The 26,075-nt window shown below is 50.6% G+C and carries 25 protein-coding genes; 21 read left to right on the top strand and 4 right to left on the bottom strand.

Annotated features, from left to right (window positions below):
- Positions 1-45: 45 nt before the first annotated feature.
- The 3 genes from AC50Y3_RS27530 to AC50Y3_RS27520 all read right to left on the bottom strand — a co-directional run bounded on the left by AC50Y3_RS27530 (position 46) and on the right by AC50Y3_RS27520 (position 1,825).
- Positions 46-726, bottom strand: a complete 681-nt coding sequence (locus AC50Y3_RS27530) for an SDR family NAD(P)-dependent oxidoreductase (RefSeq protein WP_494821909.1) — start codon at positions 724-726, stop codon at positions 46-48.
- Positions 727-979: 253 nt separating this feature from the next.
- A complete protein-coding gene (locus AC50Y3_RS27525; RefSeq protein ID WP_494821908.1) occupies positions 980-1,369 on the bottom strand; it encodes a cupredoxin domain-containing protein in 390 nt (129 codons plus the stop codon).
- Positions 1,370-1,471: 102 nt separating this feature from the next.
- Positions 1,472-1,825 carry a phage holin family protein gene (locus AC50Y3_RS27520; RefSeq protein WP_090977267.1) on the bottom strand — a complete coding sequence of 118 codons (354 nt, stop codon included), beginning with the start codon at positions 1,823-1,825 and terminating at the stop codon, positions 1,472-1,474.
- A gap of 220 nt (positions 1,826-2,045) precedes the next feature.
- Here AC50Y3_RS27520 and AC50Y3_RS27515 point away from each other — a divergent pair, with 220 nt between their 5' ends.
- From AC50Y3_RS27515 to cysK, 5 genes are all read left to right on the top strand, one after another.
- Positions 2,046-4,412, top strand: a complete 2,367-nt coding sequence (locus tag AC50Y3_RS27515) for an endonuclease MutS2 (protein ID WP_494821907.1) — start codon at positions 2,046-2,048, stop codon at positions 4,410-4,412.
- Positions 4,413-4,430: 18 nt separating this feature from the next.
- Entirely contained in the window at positions 4,431-4,850 is a 420-nt protein-coding gene (locus AC50Y3_RS27510; RefSeq protein ID WP_494821906.1) for a DUF350 domain-containing protein, read from the top strand.
- A gap of 176 nt (positions 4,851-5,026) precedes the next feature.
- Complete coding sequence (locus AC50Y3_RS27505; protein WP_494821905.1) at positions 5,027-5,575, top strand: hypothetical protein; 549 nt, start codon at positions 5,027-5,029, stop codon at positions 5,573-5,575.
- A gap of 124 nt (positions 5,576-5,699) precedes the next feature.
- Complete coding sequence (locus AC50Y3_RS27500; protein ID WP_494821904.1) at positions 5,700-7,028, top strand: MFS transporter; 1,329 nt, start codon at positions 5,700-5,702, stop codon at positions 7,026-7,028.
- A gap of 21 nt (positions 7,029-7,049) precedes the next feature.
- Positions 7,050-7,967, top strand: coding sequence for a cysteine synthase A (gene cysK, locus AC50Y3_RS27495; protein ID WP_494821903.1), 918 nt, complete (start codon positions 7,050-7,052; stop codon positions 7,965-7,967).
- Between the two features lie 170 nt (positions 7,968-8,137).
- Here cysK and AC50Y3_RS27490 read toward each other — a convergent pair whose 3' ends face one another.
- The gene (locus AC50Y3_RS27490; RefSeq protein WP_494821902.1) at positions 8,138-9,211 is read right to left on the bottom strand and encodes a CotH kinase family protein; all 1,074 of its coding nucleotides are present in this window, start codon (positions 9,209-9,211) and stop codon (positions 8,138-8,140) included.
- 1,162 nt (positions 9,212-10,373) lie between these two features.
- Here AC50Y3_RS27490 and AC50Y3_RS27485 point away from each other — a divergent pair.
- From AC50Y3_RS27485 to AC50Y3_RS27410, 16 genes are all read left to right on the top strand, one after another.
- A complete protein-coding gene (locus AC50Y3_RS27485; protein WP_494821901.1) occupies positions 10,374-10,997 on the top strand; it encodes a DUF6897 domain-containing protein in 624 nt (207 codons plus the stop codon).
- A gap of 480 nt (positions 10,998-11,477) precedes the next feature.
- Positions 11,478-12,143, top strand: a complete 666-nt coding sequence (locus AC50Y3_RS27480; protein ID WP_090977246.1) for a DUF2642 domain-containing protein — start codon at positions 11,478-11,480, stop codon at positions 12,141-12,143.
- Between the two features lie 115 nt (positions 12,144-12,258).
- On the top strand, positions 12,259-12,483 hold the full coding sequence (locus AC50Y3_RS27475; RefSeq protein WP_494821900.1) for a hypothetical protein: 225 nt from the start codon (positions 12,259-12,261) through the stop codon (positions 12,481-12,483).
- Positions 12,484-12,502: 19 nt separating this feature from the next.
- Positions 12,503-12,925: a spore coat protein gene (locus tag AC50Y3_RS27470; protein ID WP_494821899.1), complete on the top strand. Its 423-nt coding sequence runs from the start codon at positions 12,503-12,505 to the stop codon at positions 12,923-12,925.
- A gap of 226 nt (positions 12,926-13,151) precedes the next feature.
- Positions 13,152-13,643 (top strand): Lrp/AsnC family transcriptional regulator, encoded by a 492-nt coding sequence (locus AC50Y3_RS27465; protein WP_090977785.1) that lies wholly within the window; start codon positions 13,152-13,154, stop codon positions 13,641-13,643.
- Positions 13,644-13,657: 14 nt separating this feature from the next.
- Positions 13,658-14,875: an aminotransferase class I/II-fold pyridoxal phosphate-dependent enzyme gene (locus AC50Y3_RS27460; RefSeq protein ID WP_494821898.1), complete on the top strand. Its 1,218-nt coding sequence runs from the start codon at positions 13,658-13,660 to the stop codon at positions 14,873-14,875.
- Positions 14,876-14,983: 108 nt separating this feature from the next.
- Positions 14,984-15,196, top strand: a complete 213-nt coding sequence (locus AC50Y3_RS27455; protein WP_475781310.1) for an aspartyl-phosphate phosphatase Spo0E family protein — start codon at positions 14,984-14,986, stop codon at positions 15,194-15,196.
- A gap of 89 nt (positions 15,197-15,285) precedes the next feature.
- Positions 15,286-16,467 carry an MFS transporter gene (locus tag AC50Y3_RS27450; protein WP_494821897.1) on the top strand — a complete coding sequence of 394 codons (1,182 nt, stop codon included), beginning with the start codon at positions 15,286-15,288 and terminating at the stop codon, positions 16,465-16,467.
- Between the two features lie 169 nt (positions 16,468-16,636).
- Positions 16,637-17,212: a cob(I)yrinic acid a,c-diamide adenosyltransferase gene (locus tag AC50Y3_RS27445; RefSeq protein ID WP_494821896.1), complete on the top strand. Its 576-nt coding sequence runs from the start codon at positions 16,637-16,639 to the stop codon at positions 17,210-17,212.
- A complete protein-coding gene (locus tag AC50Y3_RS27440; RefSeq protein ID WP_494821895.1) occupies positions 17,205-18,170 on the top strand; it encodes an RluA family pseudouridine synthase in 966 nt (321 codons plus the stop codon). Before AC50Y3_RS27445 ends, AC50Y3_RS27440 begins: the two co-directional genes overlap by 8 nt.
- A 40-nt stretch (positions 18,171-18,210) precedes the next feature.
- A complete protein-coding gene (locus AC50Y3_RS27435) occupies positions 18,211-18,573 on the top strand; it encodes an arsenate reductase family protein (RefSeq protein WP_494821894.1) in 363 nt (120 codons plus the stop codon).
- Positions 18,574-18,607: 34 nt separating this feature from the next.
- Complete coding sequence (locus tag AC50Y3_RS27430) at positions 18,608-19,822, top strand: aminotransferase class I/II-fold pyridoxal phosphate-dependent enzyme (protein WP_494821935.1); 1,215 nt, start codon at positions 18,608-18,610, stop codon at positions 19,820-19,822.
- A gap of 25 nt (positions 19,823-19,847) precedes the next feature.
- Positions 19,848-20,759, top strand: a complete 912-nt coding sequence (locus AC50Y3_RS27425) for a 5'-3' exonuclease (protein WP_494821893.1) — start codon at positions 19,848-19,850, stop codon at positions 20,757-20,759.
- 228 nt (positions 20,760-20,987) lie between these two features.
- A complete protein-coding gene (locus AC50Y3_RS27420; protein WP_494821892.1) occupies positions 20,988-23,711 on the top strand; it encodes a glycoside hydrolase family 2 protein in 2,724 nt (907 codons plus the stop codon).
- Between the two features lie 25 nt (positions 23,712-23,736).
- A complete protein-coding gene (locus AC50Y3_RS27415) occupies positions 23,737-24,819 on the top strand; it encodes a Gfo/Idh/MocA family protein (RefSeq protein WP_494821891.1) in 1,083 nt (360 codons plus the stop codon).
- A gap of 175 nt (positions 24,820-24,994) precedes the next feature.
- Positions 24,995-26,005, top strand: coding sequence for a LacI family DNA-binding transcriptional regulator (locus AC50Y3_RS27410; RefSeq protein ID WP_494821890.1), 1,011 nt, complete (start codon positions 24,995-24,997; stop codon positions 26,003-26,005).
- The last annotated feature ends 70 nt before the right edge of the window (positions 26,006-26,075 follow it).

Genomic DNA, 26,075 nt, shown 5'->3' with positions numbered 1-26,075 from the left:
CCGGTTTCACTACGAAACCTGCGAGCAGCACAGCCCTCTTTTTGATTAATAAACAACAATTGCTCCTGTCGCCCCATCGGCAGGCAATGCGGCCAAACGAAGCAGATCACCTGTCACTAGATGCGGGTCCTTGCCGGTTGCATGCATCTCGGAACGGATGGTTCCGGGATTAAAGGCATTCACGAGAATGCCGTATTCCTGCTCCTCGTCCGCTGTAGTACGCGTGAGTGACTCCAATCCCGCTTTGGAAGCACTGTATGCGGCATATCCGCCGGCTCCGTTTGACGCCAAGCCTGAAGTGATATTAATGATTCGGCCATAACGCGCTTGACGCATGGAAGGCAGCACGGCATTGGTCATGAGAAAAGGTCCTGTCAGGTTAATGCTGATTTGAGTCGCCCATTCCTCGGAAGTGAGCTCGATGACTCGTCCGGGCTCTAAAGCAGCAGCGTTGTTAATCAGAATATCTACACGACCAAATGTCGCTATCGCTTGACTGACAGCAGCTTGCACAGCCTCGCCGCTCGCAATATCACAAGCAATAACAAGAGCATTGCTGCCTGGACGGACTTCCTCGATAAGAGCAGCAGTTTCCTCCAGCTTTCCTTGGCGTCGACCTAGGAGTACAACTTGAGCCCCTTCACGCGCAAAATCGATCGCCGTTGCTCGGCCAAGACCTGTGCCCGCACCTGTTATCAGTACTACTCGTCCATCCACTGTTCTCATGTAGTCCACCCTCTTCGTTATCGTTGCAAACATCGTAGCAAACAACATAAGCAGGTGGAATAGCTGAGTTATAAGTCTTTCTTATATGCTGCTCACTGTGAAATCGATATATGCTTCAAAGCTGCTCTAAAAATAACCTTCATTAGGATTCCTGATGAAGTGTATTAATTATTAGAATACGCCGGGAATACAAAATAACCCGTCCAGCGCATCCTGGACGGGTTATTCTTGCAATTAGCTAAGCGTTGCTGGTCTACTCGACGACGATTTTGGCAATCATTTTGGAATGGCCGGTGCCGCACATAATATCGCAATGGAATTCGTATTCCCCTGCATCATTAATGGTGACGACTTTCGGTTTACCGCTGTTAACCGTTAGGTTATTCAGGTCGGGCACTTCCATGTTGTGAACGCCGTCTTCGGATTCCAGCGTAATTTCAGTCGGTTCGCCTTTCTTGATCTTATAAACCGGCTGATCAAACTCGAATCGCGATGCTTTGATTACGATGCTTGCAGAAGCAGCTGTACCGGTTTCTTCAACGCCGGAACCTGCATTGTTATTGTCGGAACTTTTCGAACCGCATGCGGCTAAGACAAGTACGGCTGTAACAAGCATAAAGGACATGAGCAGTAATTTTTTCACTAGAGAACGCTCCTTCGAATCGGATGGTTATGAACTCCTCTAGTATACCGTTACCGGAAACAAATTACTGTGACGATCTGTTGAATGCTGTTCAGCAGCAGCTTAGTGTTCGCGTCCTGCCTCATACGGCGTGCTGACCGGAATAAACAAGTCGATGATTCCGATCACGAGCGCAGCCAGAATGGCTCCCAGCCAAGTGACGGAAACGCCGCCAACAATGAACTGTGCAACCCAGATGACAAGGGCGCTGCACAAGAAGCCGACAATGCCTCGACCGAAAGGCGAGACGCGTTTGCCGAAGATGCCCTCGATGATCCAGCCTAACGCGGCGATGACAAGAGCTAGGAAGAGCGCGCTCCAGAAACCGCCAACGCTAAATTGAGGTACAATATAGCCGACAATCATTAACACGATCGCTGATACAATGAATCTGACCACGTGACCCAGGAAATGCATAGTGAAAAACCTCCTACAAAGTTTTTTGACAAAAGCCTCCTGACCACACTTGAGCGCCTACAAGCGCATGGATCAAAAGCATTGGCCAGTGTTCGGAGAAGCTTACCTTCTCGTGTACAGGTATTGTTTCCTTTTTTGCTTCTGCCATTCATGTAAGCTCAGGATCGTGGCATACACCGCGTTGTTCGGCTATAATAGGAAACGAGAGGAGTGTTCTCGCTTGGACAACAAAATATTACAAACACTGGATTATGCCAAAATTGTATATAAATTAGGACAGCATGCCGCAACCGCGCTTGGAAAATCAGTCGTGGATGCGCTTCATCCGAGCTCCGATTTAGAAGATGTGAAGCATGCGCTGCAAGTGACGGATGAAGCTTACAAAGCGGACCGACTCAAAGGCAGCGCTCCTTTCGGAGGCATTGCCGACATCAAACCTTCGCTGCTGCGCTCACGGATCGGCGGAACGCTGAATCCGGCGGAGCTGCTCGAAATCGCAGAGACGGTAAGAGGTTCCCGTCGACTGAAGCGTCATATTCAGGGACTGCACGATGATCATCCCATCCCGCTGCTTGCCGCTACGGCTGAGCAGTTGACTGAACATAAAGCACTGGAAGACGCGATCTTAATGTGTATTGATGATCAGGCGGAAGTGATGGACAGCGCAAGTCCGGAGCTGGCTTCCATTCGCAGAGAGCTTCGCAGCGGCGAAGGCCGCGTGCGGGAGAAGCTGGAGAGCATGATTCGCTCTTCATCCGTTCAGAAGATGCTGCAGGAATCCATTATTACGATCCGCAATGATCGTTATGTTATTCCGGTCAAACAAGAATACCGCGGCAGCTTCGGCGGTATTATTCACGATCAATCCGGTTCCGGGGCAACGTTGTTTATTGAGCCGGAAGCAATTGTCGTGCTTAACAATAAGTTGCGTGAGCTGCGTTTGGCCGAAGAGCGTGAAATCGAGAAAATCCTTCAGAAATTAACGGCGCTGACGGCAGAATACGCCGATGATTTGCTGCTTGATTTGGATTTGTTGGGACTTCTTGATTTTGCTTTTGCCAAAGCACGTCTGGCTCACGTGATGGGTGCTACGCTGCCCCGGATGAATGATCGGGGCTACTTCAAGCTGCGCCGCGGCCGCCATCCGCTGATTGATCGCGAACATGTCGTTCCGATCGATGTTGAGCTTGGCAATGATTATACGACCATCATCGTAACCGGTCCGAATACGGGCGGTAAAACGGTGTCCTTGAAAACAATCGGCCTGCTCAGCCTTATGGCGATGTCCGGCTTGTTTGTTCCGGCTGAAGACGGCAGTCAGTTATGTGTATTTGACGCGTTGTATGCGGATATCGGCGATGAACAAAGCATTGAGCAGAATCTAAGTACATTCTCCAGTCATCTCACGAACATCATCCGCATTCTTAAAAATATGACGCCAAAAAGTCTTGTTCTGCTCGATGAGCTTGGCGCAGGTACCGATCCTGCTGAAGGTTCGGCACTTGCCATCGCAATTTTGGAGCATATGCACAAGCTCGGCTGCCGTATCGTTGCAACGACGCATTACAGCGAACTGAAAGCTTATGCCTATAACCGCAAAGGCGTTATCAATGCGAGCATGGAGTTCGATATCGCGACGCTTAGCCCGACCTATCGTTTGTTGATTGGGGTGCCGGGACGAAGCAATGCCTTCGCAATCGCCGAGCGTCTTGGCCTGCAGCGCGGCATCATCGATCATGCGCGCGGCGAGGTTAGCGAAGAGGATGTACGCGTTGAAACGATGATTGCTTCATTAGAAGAGAATCGTATCGGAGCCGAAGCCGAGCGTAACACTGCCGAGGCTCTTCGCAAAGAGCTTGAAATGGAACGCGCCCGTCACGAAAGCGAACGCCGGAAGTTCGAAGAGCAGCGCGAGAAGCTGTTGGCAAAAGCCCAGGACGAAGCGCGTGAAGTGATGCTGAAGGCGAAACGTGAGGCCGAGCAAATTATTGCCGATCTGCGTAAATTAGCGCAAGAAGAAGGCGCGGCAGTTAAAGATCATAAACTGACCGAAGCGCGTCGTAAGCTTGATGAAGCAACGCCTGAGAAGAGCAAGTCGGCGAAAGGCCAACAGACCAAGTCGAATAAACCGCAGCGGATTGAGAGCGGCGATGAGGTGACGGTGTACAGCCTCGGTCAGCGAGGTCATGTTGTAGAGGTGAACGGCAACGAAGCCCTTGTGCAGCTTGGCATTCTTAAGATGAAAGTGGCGCTTAGCGACTTGGAGCTTATGAAACGGGCGGAGACCGGCAAGACGCAACAGCCCAAGATCGCAGCAAGTCTCAAGCGGACACGCGACGAGAATGTTCGCTCCGAGCTTGATTTGCGCGGTACGAACTTGGAAGAAGCGATGCTGGAGGTTGACCGATTCCTCGACGAATCGTTCTTGGCCGGGTTCGGGCAGGTTTATATTATTCACGGCAACGGAACAGGCATCTTGCGTTCAGGCATCAGCGATTTCCTTCGCAGACATAAGCATGTGAAGAGCTATCGCCTTGGTAAATATGGTGAAGGCGGCTCTGGCGTAACGGTAGCGGAACTTAAGTAAGGCGGGTGGGACTTCGAGATGGAACAAGAAATCGACGAATTGCTCAGCAATCATTTTGCAGCCTCGCTTGCTTATGTTTCGGTGACGGTGCTGGCACTGCTTGTTTTCCTGTATTTCTTTGAATTTGTTACCCGCTATAAATGCTGGCAAGAAATTAAACGCGGCAATCTGGCTGTGGCGATGGCTACGGGGGGCAAAATCTTCGGGATCTGCAACCTGTTCCGCTTCTCCATTGAAGCTAATGAAGGCGTGTATCATAGCTTGGTGTGGGCGACGTATGGGTTCGCACTGCTTATTGCCGCTTATTTTTTATTCGAATTTCTGACACCTGTATTTCGGATTGATGAAGAAATTGAGAAGGACAATCGGGCGGTTGGGTTTATTGCCATGATTATTTCTGTATCGCTTTCTTACGTCATCGGTGCCACGATTGCCTAAACACGACAACGTCAAGACTAGCATCACTCAAGATCTAACACGAAACTCATTAACGGCTCGGAGGCTCGACCGATGAAATATTTATGGGGAACTTTATTTGCATTAGCGGCTTTATTTGTTATTTTTGGCGTTTTTTACTTACTACAATAATTGTGAAATAGAAAGAAGGAATCGGCATGAGCGATAAACATGATGAGCAGCCAATCTGTCCATGGTGCCACACTGAAATCGTATGGGATGAAGAGATCGGACCGGAGCGGAATTGCCCGCACTGCGACAATGAATTGTCCGGCTACCGGACGCTGACGCTTGGCGGCGCAGAACCAGACGAGGATCTGGACGATGAAATGGAAGAGGAAGTGGATCTGGACGAGGATGACGGCTGGGACGAAGATGAAACCCGTGATCTGTCGGATCTAAGACCTTATAACCGCGACCAGCTCGCGCTTGAAGAAACGATGGCGCGTATTCTGGATGAACAGCTGGAAGCACCGGAATGTCCGTCCTGCCGGGAGTTTATGCTAGAGGCCGGTACCCAAATCATCACGCAAGAGCAGTTCAAGCCAAGAACGCCTGCAGCGCTCGGAGAAACAATTGTTTCGACGCCGTTCCAGCTGCAGCTCTATGTATGCCCGTCCTGCTTCCATACTCAGAACCGTCTGTCCGTGCAAGATCAAGAGCGTTTGGTTCAGCTGCTGACCAAAGCTGTCGATCTGGAAGACTAGAACGACTGACAAGAAGGATTGGAAACTTATTGTAATTCAGCCTTTTCCGGCATGTTAGGTCTCTAATGGGGGCAACTTACGCCTAGAAAGCTGCAGCACCATGCAGCAGGCGGGAGGGATTCTGTTGGAGCAAGGCAAACATGCTGTGCAATCACGTTGGTTCGCGGGAAAATCCCGGGAGAAGCTGCGGACTGTATCAGGCGGAGGCAGCAAACGTGACTCGAATAGCACCGCTTTGGACAGCCAAGCGATATTGCTGCTTGCCGTCCAAGCGCTGCTTGGCACAGCGAATGCGTTATCCGGAACATTTCTGCCGGTTTATCTATGGAAAGCGAGCCAATCCTTCGCTTTAATCGGCTGGTTTAATTTTACGCAGTTTATTGTAAGCGGACTGACGTTCTGGCTGGCTGGCAAATGGGTGAAGGAGCATAACAAAATGAACAGCCTCCGGCTCGGCGTCGCGCTGTCCGGAGTTTTCTATTTTGTCGTATTAATGCTGGGGAAGTCGGCGATCACGTATGTTGTCCCGCTTGGCGTGATGATTGGCATTGGCAATGGCTGTTTCTGGCTCGCGTTTAATGTTGTTTATTTCGAAATTACGGAGCCTGGCAATCGGGACCGTTTTAATGGCTGGGCAGGTCTGCTTGGCTCAGGCGCTGGTATCATTGCGCCATGGATATCGGGCTGGTTGATTACGGCTAACAGCGGGGAACGGGGCTACAGCATTATTTTCACCGTATCCTCGATTATCTTTGCTGTCGCCGTGGTACTTAGCTTCTGGCTGAAGAAGCGTGAAACAAGTGGGAAATACGAGTGGTTTCAAGGATTTCGGGTGCTCAAGGAGCGAGGCAATCCTTGGCGTTATGCGGTTCCCTCGATTATTTCGCAAGGGGTGCGCGAAGGCGTATTTATGTTCTTGATTGGCCTGCTTGTCTACATCGCAACGAAGAATGAAGGCAAACTCGGCAACTTCTCGCTGATTACCTCGCTAGTTGCATTAGTGAGCTTCTGGCTGATCGGACGTATATTGAAGCCGAACCGAAGACGATTGGCAATGCTGATTGGATCCGTCGCGATTACGGCTGTTATTGGCGTTTTATTCTGGCCGATTAGCTATCGAACGCTTCTAATCTGGGGTCTGGGTACGGCGCTCTTTATGCCGTTATATATCATCCCGATGACCTCGGCTGTATTTGATCTCATCGGCAGTGATGAGGACAGCGCGCGCCAGCGGGAGGAGTATGTCATTCTTCGCGAGGCCGGTTTAACTGTTGGCCGTATCATCGGAGTGACCTCGTATTTGCTTATTTTACCGTATATTAACCGTTCCCCTTATGTTGTTCCATCACTAATGCTGATCGTAGGTGCCTTTCCGGTTGTGGGCTGGTGGCTGATGCGTTCCGTGCTGGGGAGGGTGAATGGCAATCATGAACGAGCCTCTTCGCGAGGCTGACAATGGAAGGTAGGGCTGCGTATGCCCCGTATTGTAAATAATGTGACCGAGCTGATCGGCGATACGCCGGTTGTTGCGCTTCGCAGGCTGAAGGAGCCGGGTGCGGCGGAAGTGCTGGTGAAGCTGGAGCGATTCAATCCGAGCGGAAGCGTAAAGGATCGTGCAGCTTTCGCGCTCATCGAGGCGGGGGAAGCGAGCGGCGTTCTGAAGCCGGGTGCGACGATCATCGAGCCGACCAGCGGCAATACCGGTATTGGCCTCGCGATGAATGCGGCGGCGAGAGGGTATAAGCTTATTCTCGTTATGCCCGATAACATGACGAAGGAACGAATCGGCCTGCTGAAGGCCTATGGCGCCGAGGTTGAACTCACACCGGCTGCTGAACGCATGCCGGGAGCGATCAAGCGAGCTTTCGAGCTGCAGGCAGAACGTCCGGGAAGTTATATTCCGAACCAGTTCGAGAATCCGGCGAATCCGTCCATTCATCGCAGGACCACCGCACAGGAAATCATTCGCCAGACCGAAGGCCGTCTCGACGTCTTCGTGGCAACGGCAGGAACCGGCGGCACGATTACGGGAACCGGCGAGGCGCTGAAGGCTGCGATTCCCGGGCTTTATGTAGCTGTAGTGGAACCCTTGGGGTCGCCAGTATTGTCGGGCGGTAAGCCGGGACCGCATAAGCTTGTCGGCACCAGCCCTGGATTTGTACCTGCCATTCTGAATACATCCATCTACGATAAAATCGTGCAGGTATCCGATGAAGACGCCATCGAAACGATGCGTCGTTTAGCCCGTCAGGAAGGGCTGCTCCTGGGTCCTTCCTCGGGAGCTGCCGTTTGGACGGCAATGGCGGAAGCCCGCCGAATTGGAGATGGCGGGCGTGTACTTTGCATCGCCCCGGACAGCGGCGAGCGATACCTAAGTATGGGATTGTTTTAGCAGCAGAATGCTGCAACGAAGCTACGCTTTGAAGCAAACCAATCTGTTAAGCAGAATGCTGTGTCCGTATTACGTACGCAAGCCGATCTGTTAGGTGAATGATCGCGTCCGCGAACATTCAGTTTGAAGAATGCTGCAACGAAGCTAAGCTTCTTAGCAGATCATTCTTCCTAATCCACCCAATTTTTAAGCTCATCCTGCACAATGGCCCTGCGTTCTTCGATATAGCTGATAAACAATTGCGGCTCATCATCGAAAGCGTATAAGGGCCATTTTCGCGTGAAATCATCTCGGATGGCGGGTCTCAAATTCTCGTACATATCGGCGATGATTGGTTCAATCGTTTTGACCGTAAATTTGCTTGCGAGTAGATTGGATAGAATTTTCCGGTAGGTTTGTCTGTGCGATTTGTAGGACAATATCTTCCGGGTCAGTGTATTGTATCCTCTCACTTCCACTAAATCGCTGCCGCACAGTCTCCCATAGCAGTTGCGGCCCCATGTCCCCTCATAATCCCACGGAATAATGCGGTACTTGCCGGTTTTCGTATGCTCGTAGAGAGCGTAGTTCTGATCAAACCCGTCATAATTGCCAGTCAAAACAGCACCAGCCAGCCATTTCAAATATAAGTAGGTATCAAGCCGATACGCAAGGTAGTTCTTTAAGGATGAGTTCGCAGGATTGTTAATCCGTTTCACGAACTTGACGAGCTTTGTCTTCGTTTCATCGGAGCCTTTCATAACCCGGTAGCCGTCGAAGAGCGATTCTTTCAACTCGCCGGTTTCCGAATCGTAGAGGCCGAAGTTCGCTTTATCGTTGACCGCGTAGATGAGGGCTTGCGAGCCGATGTTTCTTCTTCGGAAGAACGTATCGTCAACCGATTCGATTTCTAAATAAACACCGTGCGGATAGCCGTTCCATTCCAGCCACATATGTCTGGTTCTTGGCGAAGGCACGTTGATCATATTGAAGAAATGGAACGACAGCGCGTTACGAATCATGGATGGGTCGTCGAACTCCGCATTCCAGTGCAGGATTTGATTATTGCCATATCGGATTTCATAGGATTTCTTCGGATAATTGCGGGTATGACCGCCGCGGAACCGCAGCTGCGCATCTATCGTCTTACCGTTCATCTCCAGCTTAACGGGAGCAAATTCATTGCTCCATACATTGGATTCGAGCCTCTGCAAGTCCTCGTTGTTTATCGTTATTTTTCGAGTAGGCAGTCCTTCCCCGGACATTAGACCATCTCCTTAGGCAAAAGATAAAGCCTATCGCATTCGATAGGCTTCAGCTTATTTACACTATGCGGGTAGATGTCTATTGGTCACAGATTATCTGCCACGGGAGCCGTTGGAACCGCGGGAGCCTTGGGAGCCGCCAGTACCACGGGAACCGTTGGAGCCGCGGGAACCTTGGGAGCCACGGGACCCTTGAGAACCGCGAGAACCTTGAGAGCCGCGGGAACCTTGGGAGCCATGGGAGCCATGGGAACCTTGGGAACCGCGAGAACCTTGGGAGCCGCGGGAACCTTGGGAACCGCGAGAACCTTGGGAGCCACGGGAACCTTGGGAGCCACGGGAACCGTTGGATCCGCGCGAGTTAACCGCTACTGGACCAAGCAGCAACGCATAAGAATAGCCCCAGGAACCGTTCGTATCTTGTGTTGGCTCTACGCCAGGCCAACCGCAAGAACCATTGGAGCCTTGAGTACCGCCAGTACCCTGGGAACCGCGCGAAGCATTATTACCATTGGAGCCGTTAGAACCACGGGAGCCTTGAGTACCGCGAGAGCCTTGAGAACCGCGCGAACCGTTGGAGCCGCGGGAGCCTTGAGTACCGCCAGTGCCATGAGAGCCATGCGAACCGTTAGAACCGCGGGAACCATGGGAGCCGCGGGAGCCTTGAGTACCGCCAGTGCCATGGGAGCCACGAGAGCCGTTGCTTCCTTTTGTCGATTTATTGTTGTTGTTAGACAATTGAGAATTCATCTCCTTTTAATAGATTCTATACAAGCTATGTCGCGAATCTAGTAATCGCACTGGGTTATATGCTTAATCTTATAGAAAATAGATATCAATCTAGTACCGCTCACATATGGGATACATATAAATACATTATAAATTGTCTCCCATGATAGATTTCACCGGGGCAAGTAATGGAGGGATGAATGTCGAAGCGAGATGGATGAACCGGTATTTTGGTAGTCGTGATCGTAACGTATTTGCGCCGGTGGTCTGCGTGGTACAGGTCAAAATCTATTAATTACGGAGGGATTTTGGTATGGATGTCAGAAGCAACATGAAAAGTGGATTTCAAGCGGTAGGAACAAACTCATGCTGCAACAACAACAACAACAGCCACAAGAGTCAAAAAAGTCATCAATCGGGAGGTCACAATTTCTTGGATGCTCAAGTAGGTATGATGGTTAAAATCAACCGAGGCGGTCCGGAATCGTTGGAAGGTCGTTTGCTCGCTGTGAGACAAGGTTATCTGGTTCTGAAAACAACAGGAGGCGTAGTTTACGTCAGCACATCTCACGTAAAAAGTATTACAGATCTTCCTGGCGGCTCCACAGGTCTATCCCATGCTAAATTTATTGAAGCAGGCAGCTTTGTAGGCGTACTTCGTGATCTGACTAAAAAATTCGTTCAAATTAACTGGGGCGGTCCGGAACGTATCGAAGGTTTCGTAGCTGGCGTCGGCAACGATGCATTGCTCCTCGTAGTTGGACCAGAATTGGTGCAAATTCCGTTGTACCACATCAAAACGGTTAAAACAGCTGGTATTTACGCAAGCGGCGGAAGCAAAGGCAGCAATGGCAGCAAAGGCAACAGCGGCAGCGGCGGCAACAACAAAAGCAGCGGCGGCAGCGGCGGCAACAACAAAAGCAGCGGCGGCAGCGGTGGAAGCGGCGGCAGCGGTGGAAGCGGCGGCAGCGGCGGTAATCGTTCCGGACGCAACAATGCAACGAAGAAAGCTGGTAAAAAAGGCAACAAAAAAACCGGCTACTATGGTGGTAAATAAGGCTGATTGCAAGCCGGGGCTAACGAATTCTGCCAGCCCCGGCAGCAGCCTTGCTGTGCCTCTCATTTTCATGCATCACTAGGTTTACAAATGCCATTCATCTGTTCATCTATTTATCCGGATGCACTCATTCTATCAGGGCTGCTGTATCTTAATTACCGCACACAAATACCTAGACGTATCTCGACCTATCGCGTTGTTTAAGTCTACGAGACACGTCGGCAGCAGAGATCGTATCTATGTTACTAACGGATTAAGCCTGCAGCATGAAATGGCATACTTAACTCGAATCGATTGTCGAATGACAGCTGTTAACGATTTGGCATTAAGGTTGTCGTGGCAGCCCGGGCTGGGTTCTTCCTATGGATCCGGCCTAGGGGTGCCGATCGAATGAAGTTGTCATCCCGGCAGGACTGCTTGCCAGTCTACTTTGTCTATATGCATGAACGCAATTAATAGGATGAAAGGAGGTCGATTTTCATGAAACATCGTCACCCTTTATTAGACCGTTATGTCGAGCTTGATATTTCGGGAAAAACAATTCCTATTCGCGGCAAATTGATTGATATAGGTCAAGATATTCTCGTGCTTCATAACGGTACGCAATTTCTCTATGTTCCTTTAATCCATTTGCAGCAGCTCCGTCTTGCCAAAAGTGAAGCCCAAGAAATAGACGTACCGGAACTGCCTTTCGAACCGCAAAATGATCCTATCTCCTATCGCAAAGTGCTGATGAATGCCAAAGGGATGTTCTCTGAGCTTTATATTACCGGCAATCAATCTATCCATGGCTACCTCACAAGCGTGATGAATGATTTCTTCGTCTTTTATTCACCGGTCTATCATTCTGTCATCATTTCACTGCATCACCTCAAATATTTAATTCCTTACAATCCAAATGTGACACCGTACACGTTGACCCCGGAGCAGTTTCCGCTTAAGCCATCACCGATAACGCTTGCACGTACTTTTGATCAGCAGCTAAGAAAGCTCATTGGTGAGTTCGTTATTTTGGATCTCGGCGAGAATCCAAACAAGATAGGTGTGCTCAAAGGTCTCGACCAAAATATGATCGAACTATCGACAGCGGGCGGGAATGCCGTATATCTGCACTTCGATCACGTAAAGACAGTTCATCTGCCCTAAAAGACACCTTCACCGGCTTCTTCCCTCCAAATGAAGAGGTCGGCTACATAGGAAATGATTATTGCGGGAATGGTATTCAAGTACGACATGAAATGGAAACACAGGAGGGAATACATTGCTTCAACCGATTACTGCCAAAGAAATGGAGTATGTGGTGGATTCATTGTCAAACGAAGATTTGCTCATCAAACAAAATGCGGTCATGGCCGCTTCGGCGACTACGCCGGCGTTAAAGCAAGCAAGTTTGCAAATGATTCAAACCCACCAGCAGCATACACAAATGCTGCTTCAAGCGCTCAGCCAGCACCAGCCGCTGGCACCGACACAGCCGCAGAATTAACTTTTATAGGAGGAGCAGCATGTTTCAACAACCAGGACAAGCCCAGCCGATATTGTCAGACGAAGACCTGGCTTACACGGTCTTAGCAGACCTCAAGCGCGTTGTACGCGAGTATGCAACAGCAGCCACCGAGTCTAACTGTCAGGAAATTCGTCAGCTGTTCACCAATTTGATGAACAGTACACTTCAGATGCAGGGACATCTCTATAAAATAATGGAACAAAACAATATGTACAGCGCCTCATCAGGTGCACTGCGCCAAGAAATAGACAAGCAGCTTAAGCAAAATCAACAAACCACACAGAAAACGCAGCAATTTCTGCAGCAACTGAATCTGGGGTATGGCGGTTACCGTAGCGCGCCTGTTTACGGTCAATATCATCCGCCTCAACCCGCCAATCAAAGTCCAATGCCGGGAAATCCCAATCCGTATTACATGTAAACCTTGTCGCCCTATAGCTGTTAAACACAAGAGCTGCCGCGAAATGCGACAGCTCTTGCATTATTTTCCGGTTGACTGCTTGAAAAGGTTGTCTATTGCAGGCGGGCTGCTGTGCTTTTCTTCTTTGCAGGATGCTTGGATTCGTTGTAATATAGTCTTTATAGCTATTTCACATCGCAGGCTTGTAAGCTTGCGGGACGATTTGAAGAATCAGGAGGGTTTGACGATGAATGAACGGAAAATGCAAATACTTGAACTGCTGAAAGAAGATGCAAGACGCAGCGCGGAACTGATCGCGACAATGCTGGACGCGCCAGCGGCGGAGGTGAAGCAGGCGATTGCGGAGATGGAGCAGGATCACGTCATCGTCAAATATGCGACCGTTGTCAACTGGAGCAAGGTTGAAGATGAGAAAGTAACCGCACTTATTGAAGTCCAAATTACGCCAGAGCGCGGCCGCGGCTTTGAAGGCATTGCGGAACGCATTTATTTATATCCGGAAGTGAAATCGGTTTATCTCATGTCCGGCGCCTATGATTTGCTCGTTGAAGTGCAAGGGAAAACGCTCAAAGACGTGGCTTCCTTCGTTTCCAATAAGCTGTCGCCGATTGATGCCGTACTTTCTACCAAGACCTTTTTTATTCTCAAAAAATATAAGCAGGACGGCATTATATTCGAAGAGCATGAGGACGATCACCGTCTTCTCGTCTCGCCGTAAAGGGTGAATTGCTTATGATAAAAGATGAAGAGAAGCAAAGCGGTACGCTGACGCGCCGCACGTCGATGGCTGATTATTTGTCTCCGCAAGTTAGAGGAATCAAACCTTCGGGTATCCGTCGGTTTTTCGATTTAGCAAGCGGTCGTAAAGATATTATTACGCTTGGTGTCGGTGAGCCTGATTTTGTAACGCCATGGCATGTGCGCGAAGCTTGCGTTTATGCGCTTGAAATGGGCAAGACACAATATACCTCGAATGCGGGGACACCGGAGCTCCGTGAAGAGATCGGAATCTACATGGACCGTGAATTCGATGTCGCTTATAATCCTGCGAATGAGATTCTCGTAACCGTCGGTGGAAGTGAAGCGATCGATTTGGCGCTGCGCGCTTTGATCTCGCCGGGGGATGAAATCTTGGTTCCAGAACCTTGTTATATTTCCTACTCTCCAATAACTGCACTTAGCGGCGGGGTTCCGGTCGGGGTAGAAACCTTCGCGAAGGATCAGTTCAAGCTGACGGCAGAATCGCTCAAAGCAGCGATTACGCCTCGCTCGAAAGTACTCATCCTGTGTTATCCGAGCAATCCGACAGGCGGTATTATGACGTATGAGGATTGGCTGCCGATTGCTAAAGTCGTAGAGGAAAATGACCTAATCGTCATTTCCGACGAGATCTATGCGGAGCTTACGTATGGCTCCAAACATGTCAGCTTCCCTTCGATGCCTGGCATGAAGGATCGTACGATTCTGGTCAGCGGTTTCTCGAAGTCGTTTGCGATGACGGGCTGGCGGATCGGTTATGCATGCGGTCACAGCGATCTTATCTCGGCTATGCTGAAGATTCATCAATACACGGTTATGTGCGCATCCAATATGTCGCAGGTGGCAGCACTTGAGGCGCTTCGCAACGGCATGGATGAAAAGAACCGCATGGTGGAATCTTACAACCAACGTCGTCGACTCGTGGTGCAAGGGTTCCGGGATATTGGTTTGCAATGCCACGAGCCGCAAGGCGCATTCTATGCTTTCCCATCTATAGCGGGGCTCGGCCTGACTTCGGAGGAATTTGCTACGGGACTGCTTAACGATCAGAAGGTTGCAGCGGTGCCAGGTGATGTATTCGGACTTGGCGGTGAAGGTCATCTGCGCTGCTCCTATGCGACTTCCGTGAACCAAATAACGGAAGCGATTGAGCGGATTGGCAATTATGTGAGGAAACTTAAGGGAAATTAAAATAGGGATACTCATTTTTGTCAGACTTTGTTATAATTTAATAAAACTTTATAAACGCAATGCACAAGCGTCGTTAGGTTTTGTTGAGTGATGACAGGAGGGATGGCCATGACTTGTGCGAAAACGGGTCTTAAGCTTGTGTCCTCATCATCTATACGCCGATTGGAAGACGAAATATATGCGCTGCGCATGAAGATGGAACAATCTTACGTAGAAGAAGCGACATTCGGCTCCGAGAAAGTGATTGACTTAAGCCGCCGTCTGGATAAGAAAATAAATGAATATATGCAATTTAGAAGAAGCTGGGCACAGCAGTCTTAATGACAGATGCCTTTCATTCTTCGCCTGAGAGGGGTCCTTAACAGGACTTCTTTTCTTTTTTGCAACTTGAAGAGGAGTTAAGAACTACCATGAAATCACCTGCTAATTTACGAATATTCAATTTTTTGTATTTTGCCTTACTTGCGATGTTTATTTCGTTTCTGCCGGTCTATCTGGATGCGCAAGGGCTTCCTGCGACGAAGATTGGCTTTATTATTGGCACAGGCGGCTTTGTTTCGCTCTTCGCTTCACCGCTCTGGGGAATGATTAGCGATCGGACCAAAACCATACGCAAAGTGCTCCTGTTACTCATCTTCTGTTCCACCATAATCGGTTACATGCTCTATGCCTCAGGCAGCTTTATTTTACTCGTCGTCTTTACGATGCTGCTCTACTTCTTCTTACTTTCGATGGATCCATTAACGGAAAGCTTGAATTTTCAAACGGCTGAAGCCAGAGGCGTTAGCTATGGTTCTATCCGAACATTCGGCGCATTGGGTTATGCCGTGATGTCGCTGGCTGTCGGTTATGTGATGAAGTATTTCGGCGTTGATGGCATGGCGCCGCTCTTCGCTGTCATCGGCTTGATCAGCTTTCTCGTATGCTTCACTTTAGCGGATGCACCTGCTGCCAGCAAACCGGTCAAGCTGAAGAAGCTTGGACAATTTTTAACTCATCGCGAAACGCTGATGTTCCTCATTCTGATCTTCATTGCGGCAGTTCCATCTCGGATTAATGATACGTATTTAGGTGTCTACCTGCGCGAGCTTGGCGGTGGTCCGGAGCTGATTGGACAAGCATGGTTCCTCGCTGCCGGGACCGAAATTCTCGTATTTGCGCTCAGCTTCTGGTGGATGCGCAAGGGCAGGGAGCTGGCACTGATCGCTTTCGCCAGCCTATTCTACTTTGTGCGTTTCTTCCTCTCCGCTTGGATTACAGATCCGCATTTGCTGGCTTATTTGCAAGTGCTGCAGATTTTTACGTTCCCGATTTTCTATACAGCGGCCATACAATATCTATACCGTATCGTGCCGGAGGAGTGGCGCGCAACGGGCCAAACCGTGCTGGCGCTGCTGTTCTTCGGCGTATCCGGTATCGTTGCTTCTTACGCAGGCGGCTGGGTATATGAGTCGGTCACCGGTCATGTCTATTATTTGATCATTGCAGGGCTGTCATTCTGCGCGTTGCTGTTCAGCCTGGTGCTGCTCTCTATCTATGGCAAGCAGCAAAGCACAGACTCGCAGGAAATGCGCGCCAGCTGGTCGGAATGATGTCTGCTTTACAAGCATATGTGCTATAGTGGAGCTATTGTGTTGCGAAATTAGTTGAACTAAAGAACAAGCGGAAAAAGCAGCGAAGTGGGCGGAATCGTTGTGCAGAAGCGTCAGCGTTCGCCTTTGTAGCCGTTTCTATTATTCAATCGCCAGGAAGGTGAGCACCTTGAAACTATATACACGCACCGGAGATAGTGGAGATACATCGGTCAAAGGCGGCCGAGTTCGCAAGGATGACAGCCGAGTTGAAGCTTATGGCACGGTCGATGAACTGAACAGCTTTGTCGGTCAGGCGGCAGCGATTGCCGTTCGTGATGGGTTGAACGAGCTTGCTGCGGAGCTGACTGAAATTCAGCAGGAGCTGTTTGACTGCGGCTCAGACTTAGCCTTCGCAGACCCGAGCGGACGCGATTTGAAGCTGACCGATGCGTCAGCAACGCGTTTGGAAAGCTGGATCGATGCGCATACGGCGGCGTCGCCGGAGATTAAGCGATTTATTTTGCCTGGGGGCAGTGAAGTGTCTGCTCTGCTTCATGTATGCAGAACGGTATGCCGAAGAGCTGAGCGGCGCATCGTGACATTGGCTGCAGAAGTGCCGGTGCACCCGCCGGTAAGTACGTATATGAACCGGTTGTCCGACTATTTCTTCGCGGCCGCGCGTTTCGCGAATGTGAAGCTTGGTGTACCGGATACCGAATATATTAGGAGCGCGGACGTGTTTCGCACCAAGAGCAATGACTAGTTCCGTCTATTATGAACCGCTCACCCTAGTTATAGAAGAAGAGGACAATGGCAAGATCGTTCGCAAGGTGCTGGAGCGCCGTCTTGGCGTTTCGCGAAAACTCCTTTCACGCCTGAAGCAGACCGAGCATGGAATTATGATTAACGGAGAACGTGTCTATACAAATGACCGCGTTACTAGCGGTGATTTGTTGGAGCTTCGCATGGAGCAGGAAGAGTCGAATGATATTTTGCCGCAGCCGATGGAACTCGATATTGTCTTTGAGGATCGGGACTTGTTGATCGTGAATAAGCCGCCCGGCATTGTGGTGCACCCCACGCAGGGGCACTACACCGGAACGCTGGCCAATGGGGTCGTTTATCATTGGAAGCAGCAAGGGGAGCGCGTACGGTTTCGCCCGATTCATCGCTTGGATGAGGAAACATCAGGTCTTGTCGCGATCGCGAAGACGCCTTACATTCACCAGCAGCTCTCTGATCAGCTTCAGGCCGGCGAAGTGGATAAACGGTACCGAACTTATGTGTACGGCAGTCCGGCCGAGACTGCGGGAACGGTTAATGAACCGATTGACCGGGATACGGTCAATCCTCATTTGCGCGTCGTAACGCCTGATGGCTATGACTCGATCACGCATTACGAGGTGGAGTCGATATACGGCAATGGTGCTGCGACGAAGCTGAATATTAAGCTGGAAACAGGCCGCACGCACCAAATTCGGGTGCATATGAAGCATCTTGGCTGTCCGCTGCTTGGGGACAAGCTGTACGGGTTTGCAGGTGAAGGCAAAGAAGCTGGCGCGCCGGAGGTGTCGGCTTCGCTGGAAGCATTGCTGCAGCGGCAAGCGCTGCATGCCGCGATTTTGTCGTTTACGCATCCGATTACGAAGGAGCGGATGACGTTCGAGGCGGCGCTGCCGGAGGATTTGCGACAGCTGGAGGCAGAGCTTCGGAAGCTGTAAAATTACGATAACAATCATGAACTGGAGATAGAGATACGCCATGAAGAAGCTGACAATCTATGAATATCCGAAATGCGGCACCTGCCGCAGCGCTATCAAGACGCTCAAAGGAATGGGCTATGAACTGGAGTCGCACAATGTCTTTGAAACAGCGCCTTCCGTAGAAACGCTGCAAACGATCATTGCCAATAGCGGCTTGGAAGTGAAGAAGTTTTTTAACACCTCAGGCGAAGTTTACAAGGAACTTGGACTGAAGGATAAGCTGCCCGGAATGACGGAGCAGGAGAAGATTGAGCTGCTCGCCTCAAACGGCAGATTGATCAAGCGGCCTGTTGTTACGAACGGCAGTACGGTTACGGTAGGGTTCAAGGATGAGGAATACGATCGGGTTTGGGGCAACTAGCGCAGAGAACTAAGGAGGTACTCGTCAGGTGACAATTACGAAAGAATGGCGTGCGGATCGATTGTCCGAGCTTGGCTCGTCTATATTTGCCGAGGTAGCAGAGTGGAAGCGGGAGGCCGTGCGCCTTGGGAGGAACGTCATTGATCTGAGCATCGGCAGCCCGGATTTGCCGCCTTCGCTGCCGATCCGGCAAGCGTTAAGCGAGGCCGTGCTGCGAGAGGATGTCTATGGCTATCCGGGCTCCAAGGGAAGCGTGAAGTTTCTCCGTCAGGCGGCCGATTGGCTGGCATATCGATTCGGCATCGAAGTCGATCCGGACCATGAGCTGCTCTCGTTGATGGGGTCGCAGGATGGACTTGGACATTTGGCGCTGTCGCTGTGCAATCCGGGCGATATCGCACTAGTTCCTGATCCGGGTTATCCGGTCTACATGGCTGGTCTCGCAGTTGCAGGCGTGGAGCCTTATCGGATGCCGCTGCTTGCAGAGAATCAGTTCTTGCCTGACTTTGATGCGATTCCTGAAGAAGTATGGAAGAGAGCCAAGTTTATGCTGCTCAACTATCCGAGTAACCCTGTTTCGGCGGTTGCGGATATTCCATTCTTCGAGCGGGCTGTTTCCTATGCCAAACGTCATGGTGTATTGATCGTACATGATTTGGCTTATTCGGAGATGGCTTTCGACGGGTATAAACCTCCCAGCATCTTGCAAGTGTCAGAAGCAAGTGAAGTAGCGGTAGAGTTTCATTCGTTATCTAAAAGTTTCAATATGGCGGGCTGCAGAATCGGTTTCCTGGCAGGCAATCCGAAGGCGATAGCTGCGCTGCGCGAGCTGAAAGCCAATATCGATTACGGCGTATTTCTGCCTGTTCAAGAAGCGGGAATTGTTGCTTTACAGCAGGATATGCTGGGGGATCAACCCTCGGTTGGAGCTCTCTATGAAACGAGGCGTGACCGATTTGTTGAGGCACTTCGTGAGCAAGGTTGGGAGATTCCATCACCCAAAGCTACGATGTTTATTTGGGCGAAGCTGCCTCCTATGAAATGGGAATTGTCGGAGCCTTGGACATCGCGTCGCATTTCCCGGGAAATGCTCGAACGCACAGGAGTGGCTGTTATTCCAGGAGACGCCTTCGGCGAACAAGGGGAAGGTTATGTCCGAATTGCTTTAGTAGAGAAGGAAGAGCGACTTATCGAGGCTGCCGAGCGTATCGGGAGATTCATCAGAGGCGAGTCGTTGACCGACAGTTAAGATGTTATAGGGGAGAGATATGGGGATGCAAGAAACGAACAACCGAAGAGTGCTGCTCGTCGATGGAATGGCTATTTTGTTTAGAGCGTTCTATGCCACTTCTTATACAGGCTATATTCGTAAAACAAGCGCCGGTTTGCCGACGAATGCGGTATATGGCTTTATCCAATATTTTTTTGATGCGATCAACACGTTTAAACCGACTCATGTTATTTGTTGTTGGGATATGGGCAGCAAGACGTTTCGTACCGAGCAGTTTGCCGATTACAAGGGAAATCGGGGCGAGGCACCGCTTGAGCTTATTCCCCAATTTGATTTGGTAAAAGATGTCGTTGAGCAAATGGGCATTCAAAACGTTGGTGTCGTCGGCTTCGAAGCGGATGATTGCATTGGCACGCTAGCGACACAGCTTAGCGGAGAAGCAGAGGTTTACGTCCTGACCGGCGACCACGATATGCTGCAGCTGGTAAGTGAAACGGTGAAAGTGGTCATCATGAAGAAAGGCAAGCTGAATTATGCTGTCTATGATTTGGCATTGCTTCTGGAAGAGAAGCAATTATCGCCTAGCCAGGTTATTGACCTGAAGGGCTTCATGGGCGACACGAGCGATAATTACCCTGGGGTTAAAGGCATTGGCGAGAAAACAGCACTCAAGCTGATTCTCGAATATCAATCCATCGAAGGTGTTCTGCTTAACCTGGATAAGCTGCCTAAAGGCGTGCGCACGAAGATCGAAGCGGATCTCGATATGCTTCACCTGTCACGAGATTTGGCGACTATTCGCTTGAATGCGCCGGTACGCTGCGACCTGTCGGCTTGCACTTGGCAGATCCAATTGGAAGCTGCAACACGTAAATTTGAAGAGCTAGAGTTTGGTGGTCTGGTTAAAATATTAGAGGGTCATCCGACCTTCAATTTGGATTTATTTTCGGTATAGTCATGACTATGGAAGCCGCGGAGTGTCAGCAATTTTGACGCTCTGCGGCTTTTTTGCGTGCGATCAGAGCAGAAATGCCTGCTTGACAGACAAAAATCTCCCATGCTAGTCTGTAACCGCTACCAACATGGAGTCAGTCATGTATACGAAGGAGGACTGGAGTACAACGAGATTGGAACCATTTCTTAACTTACGTAGGATCATCGAGGTCGAAAGGATGAGTGAGACATGCTGCAGCAATCGGTAAGATTGACGGAAAACTGGAAGCTGTTATTTGATTTTGACCATCGCTATGAAAGTCCCGCGGATGCGCTGGCCGCAGGCGAATGGCAGGGAGCGCAAGTGCCCGGCTGCTGGGATGTGCTGACGGATAACAAGCTGTCCGATGGAGCCGTATGGTATAGGCTGTCGTTTGATGCTCCTTCCGGCTGGAATGGCCAAAGAACGGCTTTTGACTTTGAAGGGGTCAACTACTTCTGCGAGTTATGGCTGAACGGGCAACGGATCGGCGAGCATGAGGGAGGTTGGAGCGGCTTTCGTATCGAGCCGGGTGAAGCTTTGATCGCGGGCGGAACGAATGAGTTGGTTCTTCGCGTGTACAAGCAAGGCGACAAGTATCCGCTGCGACAATGTCTGGCAGGGTTTCTACCGGACGTAGGCGTCATCTTCGGCGGGATATGGAAGCCGGTTCGGCTTGGCGTGATTCCGGTAGGCGAGCTTGCGGATGTATTCGTGCAAACATTGCCGGGTACGGAAGCGGTGACCGTCAACTATCGCTTAGAAGGCGATTCAGGCGAAGGCGCATGGACGATTCATGCTGTTCTTCTAGCGCCGGATGGATCGATCTCCACCGAAATTACCCTTCCGATTTCAGTCGTCACCGCGGATGACACCGGCGTCATGGAGATTCCGGCCGGAGCAGACATCAAGTTGTGGTCCCCGGAGAATCCGCAGCTGTATAAGCTGACATTGACGCTCGAACGGAACGGGCAAGCGGTAGATGGTTATGAGCATCGTTTCGGGATGAAGTACTGGTCCATCGCCGGTGAGCAGCTGCTGTTAAACGGGCAGCGCATTCATCTGAGAGGTATTTTGCACTGGGGCTGGTATGGAGATCTAGTCGCGCCGATCCCGGATCGTGAGGCCATCCGATCTGAATTGCTCCGTCTTAAGGACGGCGGCTTTAACATGGTGAAGCATTGCTTATACGTACCGGTTCGCGATTATTTCGAGTTAGCCGACGAGCTTGGTTTCGTCATCTGGCAGGAGCTGCCGATGTGGCTGCCGGAGGTAAACGAAGAGTTTAAAGCGCGCGCGTTTTCGCAGTACGAGGCGATCATTAAGGAGATTCGCAGCTTCACATCGATTGGGGTATGGACACTTGGCTGTGAGCTGAACCATGAGGCAGACGCTGACTTTCTGAAAGACTTGTACGAGCAGGCGAAACGATTGACCAATGGCGCAATCATACGCGATAACAGCGGCTCAGGCGAATGCTATGGAGGCTTGCTGAAGGAATATGCCGACTTCTACGATTACCATTTCTACACGGACGTTCATTTCTACCCGGATCTGCTGAGCCGGTTCGCTTCGCCTTGGCGGGAGAAGAAGCCATGGGTATTCGGGGAATTCTGCGACTACGATGAATTCAGGCCGCTTGGACAGGTGATAGCGCGAAAAGGAGAAAGGCCTTGGTGGTTGAAATCTGATCCCACCGTCAACCCGGTAGCACGAGATGCGCGCTGGCAATATCATCGCCAGGATGAGAAATTAGCGTTGCTTCCACTGCCGTTTACGGAAGAGGAGCTGACTGCAAACGCGCGCGAAAGCGCATATGTCTACCGCAAGGCAGTGCTGGAGCAAGTTCGAGCTTACCCGCACATCAATGGCTATACGTTGACGTCGATTCAGGATTCCGGCCTTGCATCAAGCGCCGTATTTGATGATTTCGGCGAGTGGAAGCAGCCGCCGGAGCGATTCAGGCAAATTAATGGTGCAACTATGATCACGGTAACATGGGATGCGCGCAGAAATTGGATCAATGGCGGCGACCGTTTGACGACATGGGACCCGAACAATTACGCCTCCGGCGAGCCGATCAGACCTCATCTGGCGGTATCGCATTATGGAGCGGAATCGATTCACGCGGCTACGCTACGCTGGACATGGACGGTTGACGGATATGCTGCAAACGAAGGTACGCGCGAGGCTGAAGTGCTTCAAGTAGGGGACTTCAAGGAAATGGCTGTGGCCGAATGGATGCTTCCCGAAACGCAAACACCGATTCAAGTGGTGCTGCAAGCGGAGCTGGAGTCGGAAGGGCAGATTGTCGCGACCAACTCGTGGCCGATCTGGGTGCTGCCGAAGGCAGAACGAGCTGAGTCTCAGCTGGCCGCAATTGCAGTCGATGATGCAAACGGATTGTTCCGAGAATGGGCAGGTCTGCATCCCGGTATTCGTGCCTGGTCGGAAAGCGGCGAGAACAATAATGACAATGTCCAGGTGCTGCTTACGACAAGGTGGACAGCGAAAATGGACCGCTTCGTTGCGGCAGGAGGCAAGGCGCTGTACATAGAGCGAGGATATGGTCCGCTTGCTGTTAAGCATGCTCCATTCTGGCGGGAATCGCTGCAGCTGTTCCACCCGCATGCCATGATGAATGGTTTTCCGCATCAGAATCATACTTCGATGCTGTTGTTTGGACTGGCTACCGATCTGGTATTCGATCGTTTGAAGCTTGGCGAACATAGGCCGATTATGGACCGCTTGGATGCCAGAATATTTGAGCTTGACCGCTACATGATCGAGGAGCGTATTGGAGAAGGCATTCGAATTTCGACCACGCTGCGTCTGGAAGGCGGTTTAGGCAGCCAGCCTAATGGTCTTGCACGTAATCCGGCGGGTCTCTACTTGCTTGATTGCATCCTGAATGACCTGCTTCCGATGAACTAATATCCCGAATAGGAGGGCGTGCAGCATGGAAGGACATGGACGATTTACAGCAATCGGCCGCAGATACGGCATCGGTATTGTCGGTCTCGGCGAAGGCAAAGGACTCGTAAAAGGATTGGCCGGTCATTCGGAATTGAAAGTAGTCGCCGTATGTGATTCGAACGAACAGCTGGCAGAATCGATTGCACGGCAATTTGCCGTTCCTTCCTTTTACAGTTCGCTTGAGGCTATGCTGGCTCGAGAGGATATTGATTTCGTGGCGATTTATACGCCGGATCAGATGCACTTCACCCATATTCGCCAATCGTTTGAAGCGGGCAAGCATGTGCTTTGCACGAAGCCGCTCGTCAATACGCTCGATGAAGCGCGAGAAGTGCTTGCTTATGTGCGGTCAAATCCCGAGCGCCAGCTCATGGTGGGACAAAGCTCGCGTTTCTTCGGGTCTATGCAGCATCAGCGCGAGGCTTATGAAGCGGGCAAATTAGGTACGCTCAGTTTTGCTGAAACACAATATGTACACGACATGCGGTGGTTTTACAATGAACGGGCATGGGCACGAGAAGGCGGCTTTGATCTTCTGTTTGCATGCTGCTCACACCCGGTAGATCTCATTCGCTGGTATATGGGAGACGTGGATGAGGTTTCGGCCTATAGCAGCCAATCCGATATTGCGGTAGCGAACGGGTTCGATGGTCATGACACGTTCGTCATCAATTTGAAATTCAAAAGCGGCAAAATTGGCCGCGTGCTGGGCCTTTACGGTTTGGAGCATTTGCACCAGACGCGTCCTTGGATTGAGGTCGCCTTGTACGGAACGAAGGGCACCTTTATCGGCAAATATCCTCAGTTGGAAGCGCAGATCAAGTATGAAGGCGAAAAGGAACGGACAGAGCACTACTTTGAGGATATTTATCACTATTTTCAGTTTGAAGGCGTCAATCATCATGCCGGTGAGTTTGTTAATTATACGGAGCATTTTGCAAGGTGCTTGAACCAGGGAACGCGTGCCATGCCGGATGCCGAGGACGGTTTCAAAACGATCGCTACGCTGGAAGCCATTCGTCAATCCATCCGAACAGGCAGTCCCGTTCGAGTAGAAGAGGAATAATCTTGATCTTCAATTTACTTTGCAATCGATTGCAAAAAAACCGTTGCAGGAATCAATGCAATCGATTACAATAACTTCAAGAATAGGAAGTGTAACGGTTTGCAGGTGAACTTGCGAGCTTTTGCAATCGATTGCAAAGAATTGGGAAAATGAAATCGAGAGAGGGGTGAAGCCGGTGGTAAGCATATACGATATTGCCAAAGCGGCAGGGATGTCCGCGGCTACGGTCTCGCGGGCACTTGCCGACAATGACAAGATAAGCCGCAGCTCCCGCGATCGCATTCAGCGGATTGCCGAGGAGATGGGCTATCGTCCGAATTTGCTGGCACGTAATTTCAGACAGAAGTCCTCCTCGATGATCGGGTTGATTACGGATGATGTATCCGACGAATTGAGCGGCATGATTGCGAAGGGCGTTGAACAGGCGCTGCGCGAAAGCGGATTTAGCATGCTGGTCTGGAACGTGCATCATGATCCGGAGAATGAACAATCAGCCATTGATTATTTTGCGGATATGCAGATGGATGGCGTTATTCTGGCGGATTCCACGCTGGATGCACTTGCCGAAGTCCCCACAACGAAGCTGCCCTTCGTGCTAATTAACCGGTACAGCAGTGCCGAGGAGCCGGTCAGCATCGTATGTACAGACGATTTTGCTGGTGGACATGATGCGACCGACTACTTAATCAACTTGAATCATCGCAAGATCGCTTATATTAACGGTCCTGAGGATTGGTATTCCAGTATCCGCCGTTTGAATGGGTATGCGGAAGCGCTGAAGCAGAATCAGATCCCGTTCCGCTCCGAGTACATAAAGCATGGCGATTGGTTCGAAGACAGCGGGTATCGACTCGCGCTTGAGCTGTTTCGCTCCGAAGATCCGCCAACAGCCGTATTTGCCGCAAACGACATGATGGCGATCGGCATCATCGATGCCGCAAGAGAATGTGGTCTTCGCGTTCCGGAAGATGTTTCGGTTATGGGCTACGATGATCGGACGATTGCAAGATATGCGAGGCCGAGACTGACTACCATTTCGCTGCCAATGTTCGAAGTGGGATTCATTGCAGGCAAGGTGCTTTGCCAGATGATCACGACCGGCCATATGCCGGATGGGAAAACGGCGAAGCAGCTTGTAAGAGGAAACGTCATCGAGCGAGAAACGACGGCACCTCTTAAGGGGTAGCGGGAGATATTCGATCGATGCGATGCAATAGCGTTTATTTCACTCCAGAAACGGGGGCGTAAATTACAAG

Source organism: Paenibacillus sp. J22R98, assembly GCF_059383835.1.
The sequence above is the reverse complement of the archived record's forward strand: the minus strand, read 5'-3'. Positions and strand labels throughout refer to the sequence as shown.

What these genes read in the sequence shown, in the direction of transcription:
- AC50Y3_RS27530 (WP_494821909.1), bottom strand. Translation starts at nt 726, where the DNA reads ATGAGAACAGTGGATGGACGAGTAGTACTGATAACAGGTGCGGGCACA.
- AC50Y3_RS27520 (WP_090977267.1), bottom strand. Translation starts at nt 1,825, where the DNA reads ATGCATTTCCTGGGTCACGTGGTCAGATTCATTGTATCAGCGATCGTG.
- AC50Y3_RS27510 (WP_494821906.1), top strand. Translation starts at nt 4,431, where the DNA reads ATGGAACAAGAAATCGACGAATTGCTCAGCAATCATTTTGCAGCCTCG.
- AC50Y3_RS27505 (WP_494821905.1), top strand. Translation starts at nt 5,027, where the DNA reads ATGAGCGATAAACATGATGAGCAGCCAATCTGTCCATGGTGCCACACT.
- cysK (WP_494821903.1), top strand. Translation starts at nt 7,050, where the DNA reads ATGCCCCGTATTGTAAATAATGTGACCGAGCTGATCGGCGATACGCCG.
- AC50Y3_RS27490 (WP_494821902.1), bottom strand. Translation starts at nt 9,211, where the DNA reads ATGTCCGGGGAAGGACTGCCTACTCGAAAAATAACGATAAACAACGAG.
- AC50Y3_RS27480 (WP_090977246.1), top strand. Translation starts at nt 11,478, where the DNA reads ATGAAACATCGTCACCCTTTATTAGACCGTTATGTCGAGCTTGATATT.
- AC50Y3_RS27470 (WP_494821899.1), top strand. Translation starts at nt 12,503, where the DNA reads ATGTTTCAACAACCAGGACAAGCCCAGCCGATATTGTCAGACGAAGAC.
- AC50Y3_RS27465 (WP_090977785.1), top strand. Translation starts at nt 13,152, where the DNA reads ATGAATGAACGGAAAATGCAAATACTTGAACTGCTGAAAGAAGATGCA.
- AC50Y3_RS27460 (WP_494821898.1), top strand. Translation starts at nt 13,658, where the DNA reads ATGATAAAAGATGAAGAGAAGCAAAGCGGTACGCTGACGCGCCGCACG.
- AC50Y3_RS27455 (WP_475781310.1), top strand. Translation starts at nt 14,984, where the DNA reads ATGACTTGTGCGAAAACGGGTCTTAAGCTTGTGTCCTCATCATCTATA.
- AC50Y3_RS27450 (WP_494821897.1), top strand. Translation starts at nt 15,286, where the DNA reads ATGAAATCACCTGCTAATTTACGAATATTCAATTTTTTGTATTTTGCC.
- AC50Y3_RS27440 (WP_494821895.1), top strand. Translation starts at nt 17,205, where the DNA reads ATGACTAGTTCCGTCTATTATGAACCGCTCACCCTAGTTATAGAAGAA.
- AC50Y3_RS27435 (WP_494821894.1), top strand. Translation starts at nt 18,211, where the DNA reads ATGAAGAAGCTGACAATCTATGAATATCCGAAATGCGGCACCTGCCGC.
- AC50Y3_RS27425 (WP_494821893.1), top strand. Translation starts at nt 19,848, where the DNA reads ATGCAAGAAACGAACAACCGAAGAGTGCTGCTCGTCGATGGAATGGCT.
- AC50Y3_RS27420 (WP_494821892.1), top strand. Translation starts at nt 20,988, where the DNA reads ATGCTGCAGCAATCGGTAAGATTGACGGAAAACTGGAAGCTGTTATTT.
- AC50Y3_RS27415 (WP_494821891.1), top strand. Translation starts at nt 23,737, where the DNA reads ATGGAAGGACATGGACGATTTACAGCAATCGGCCGCAGATACGGCATC.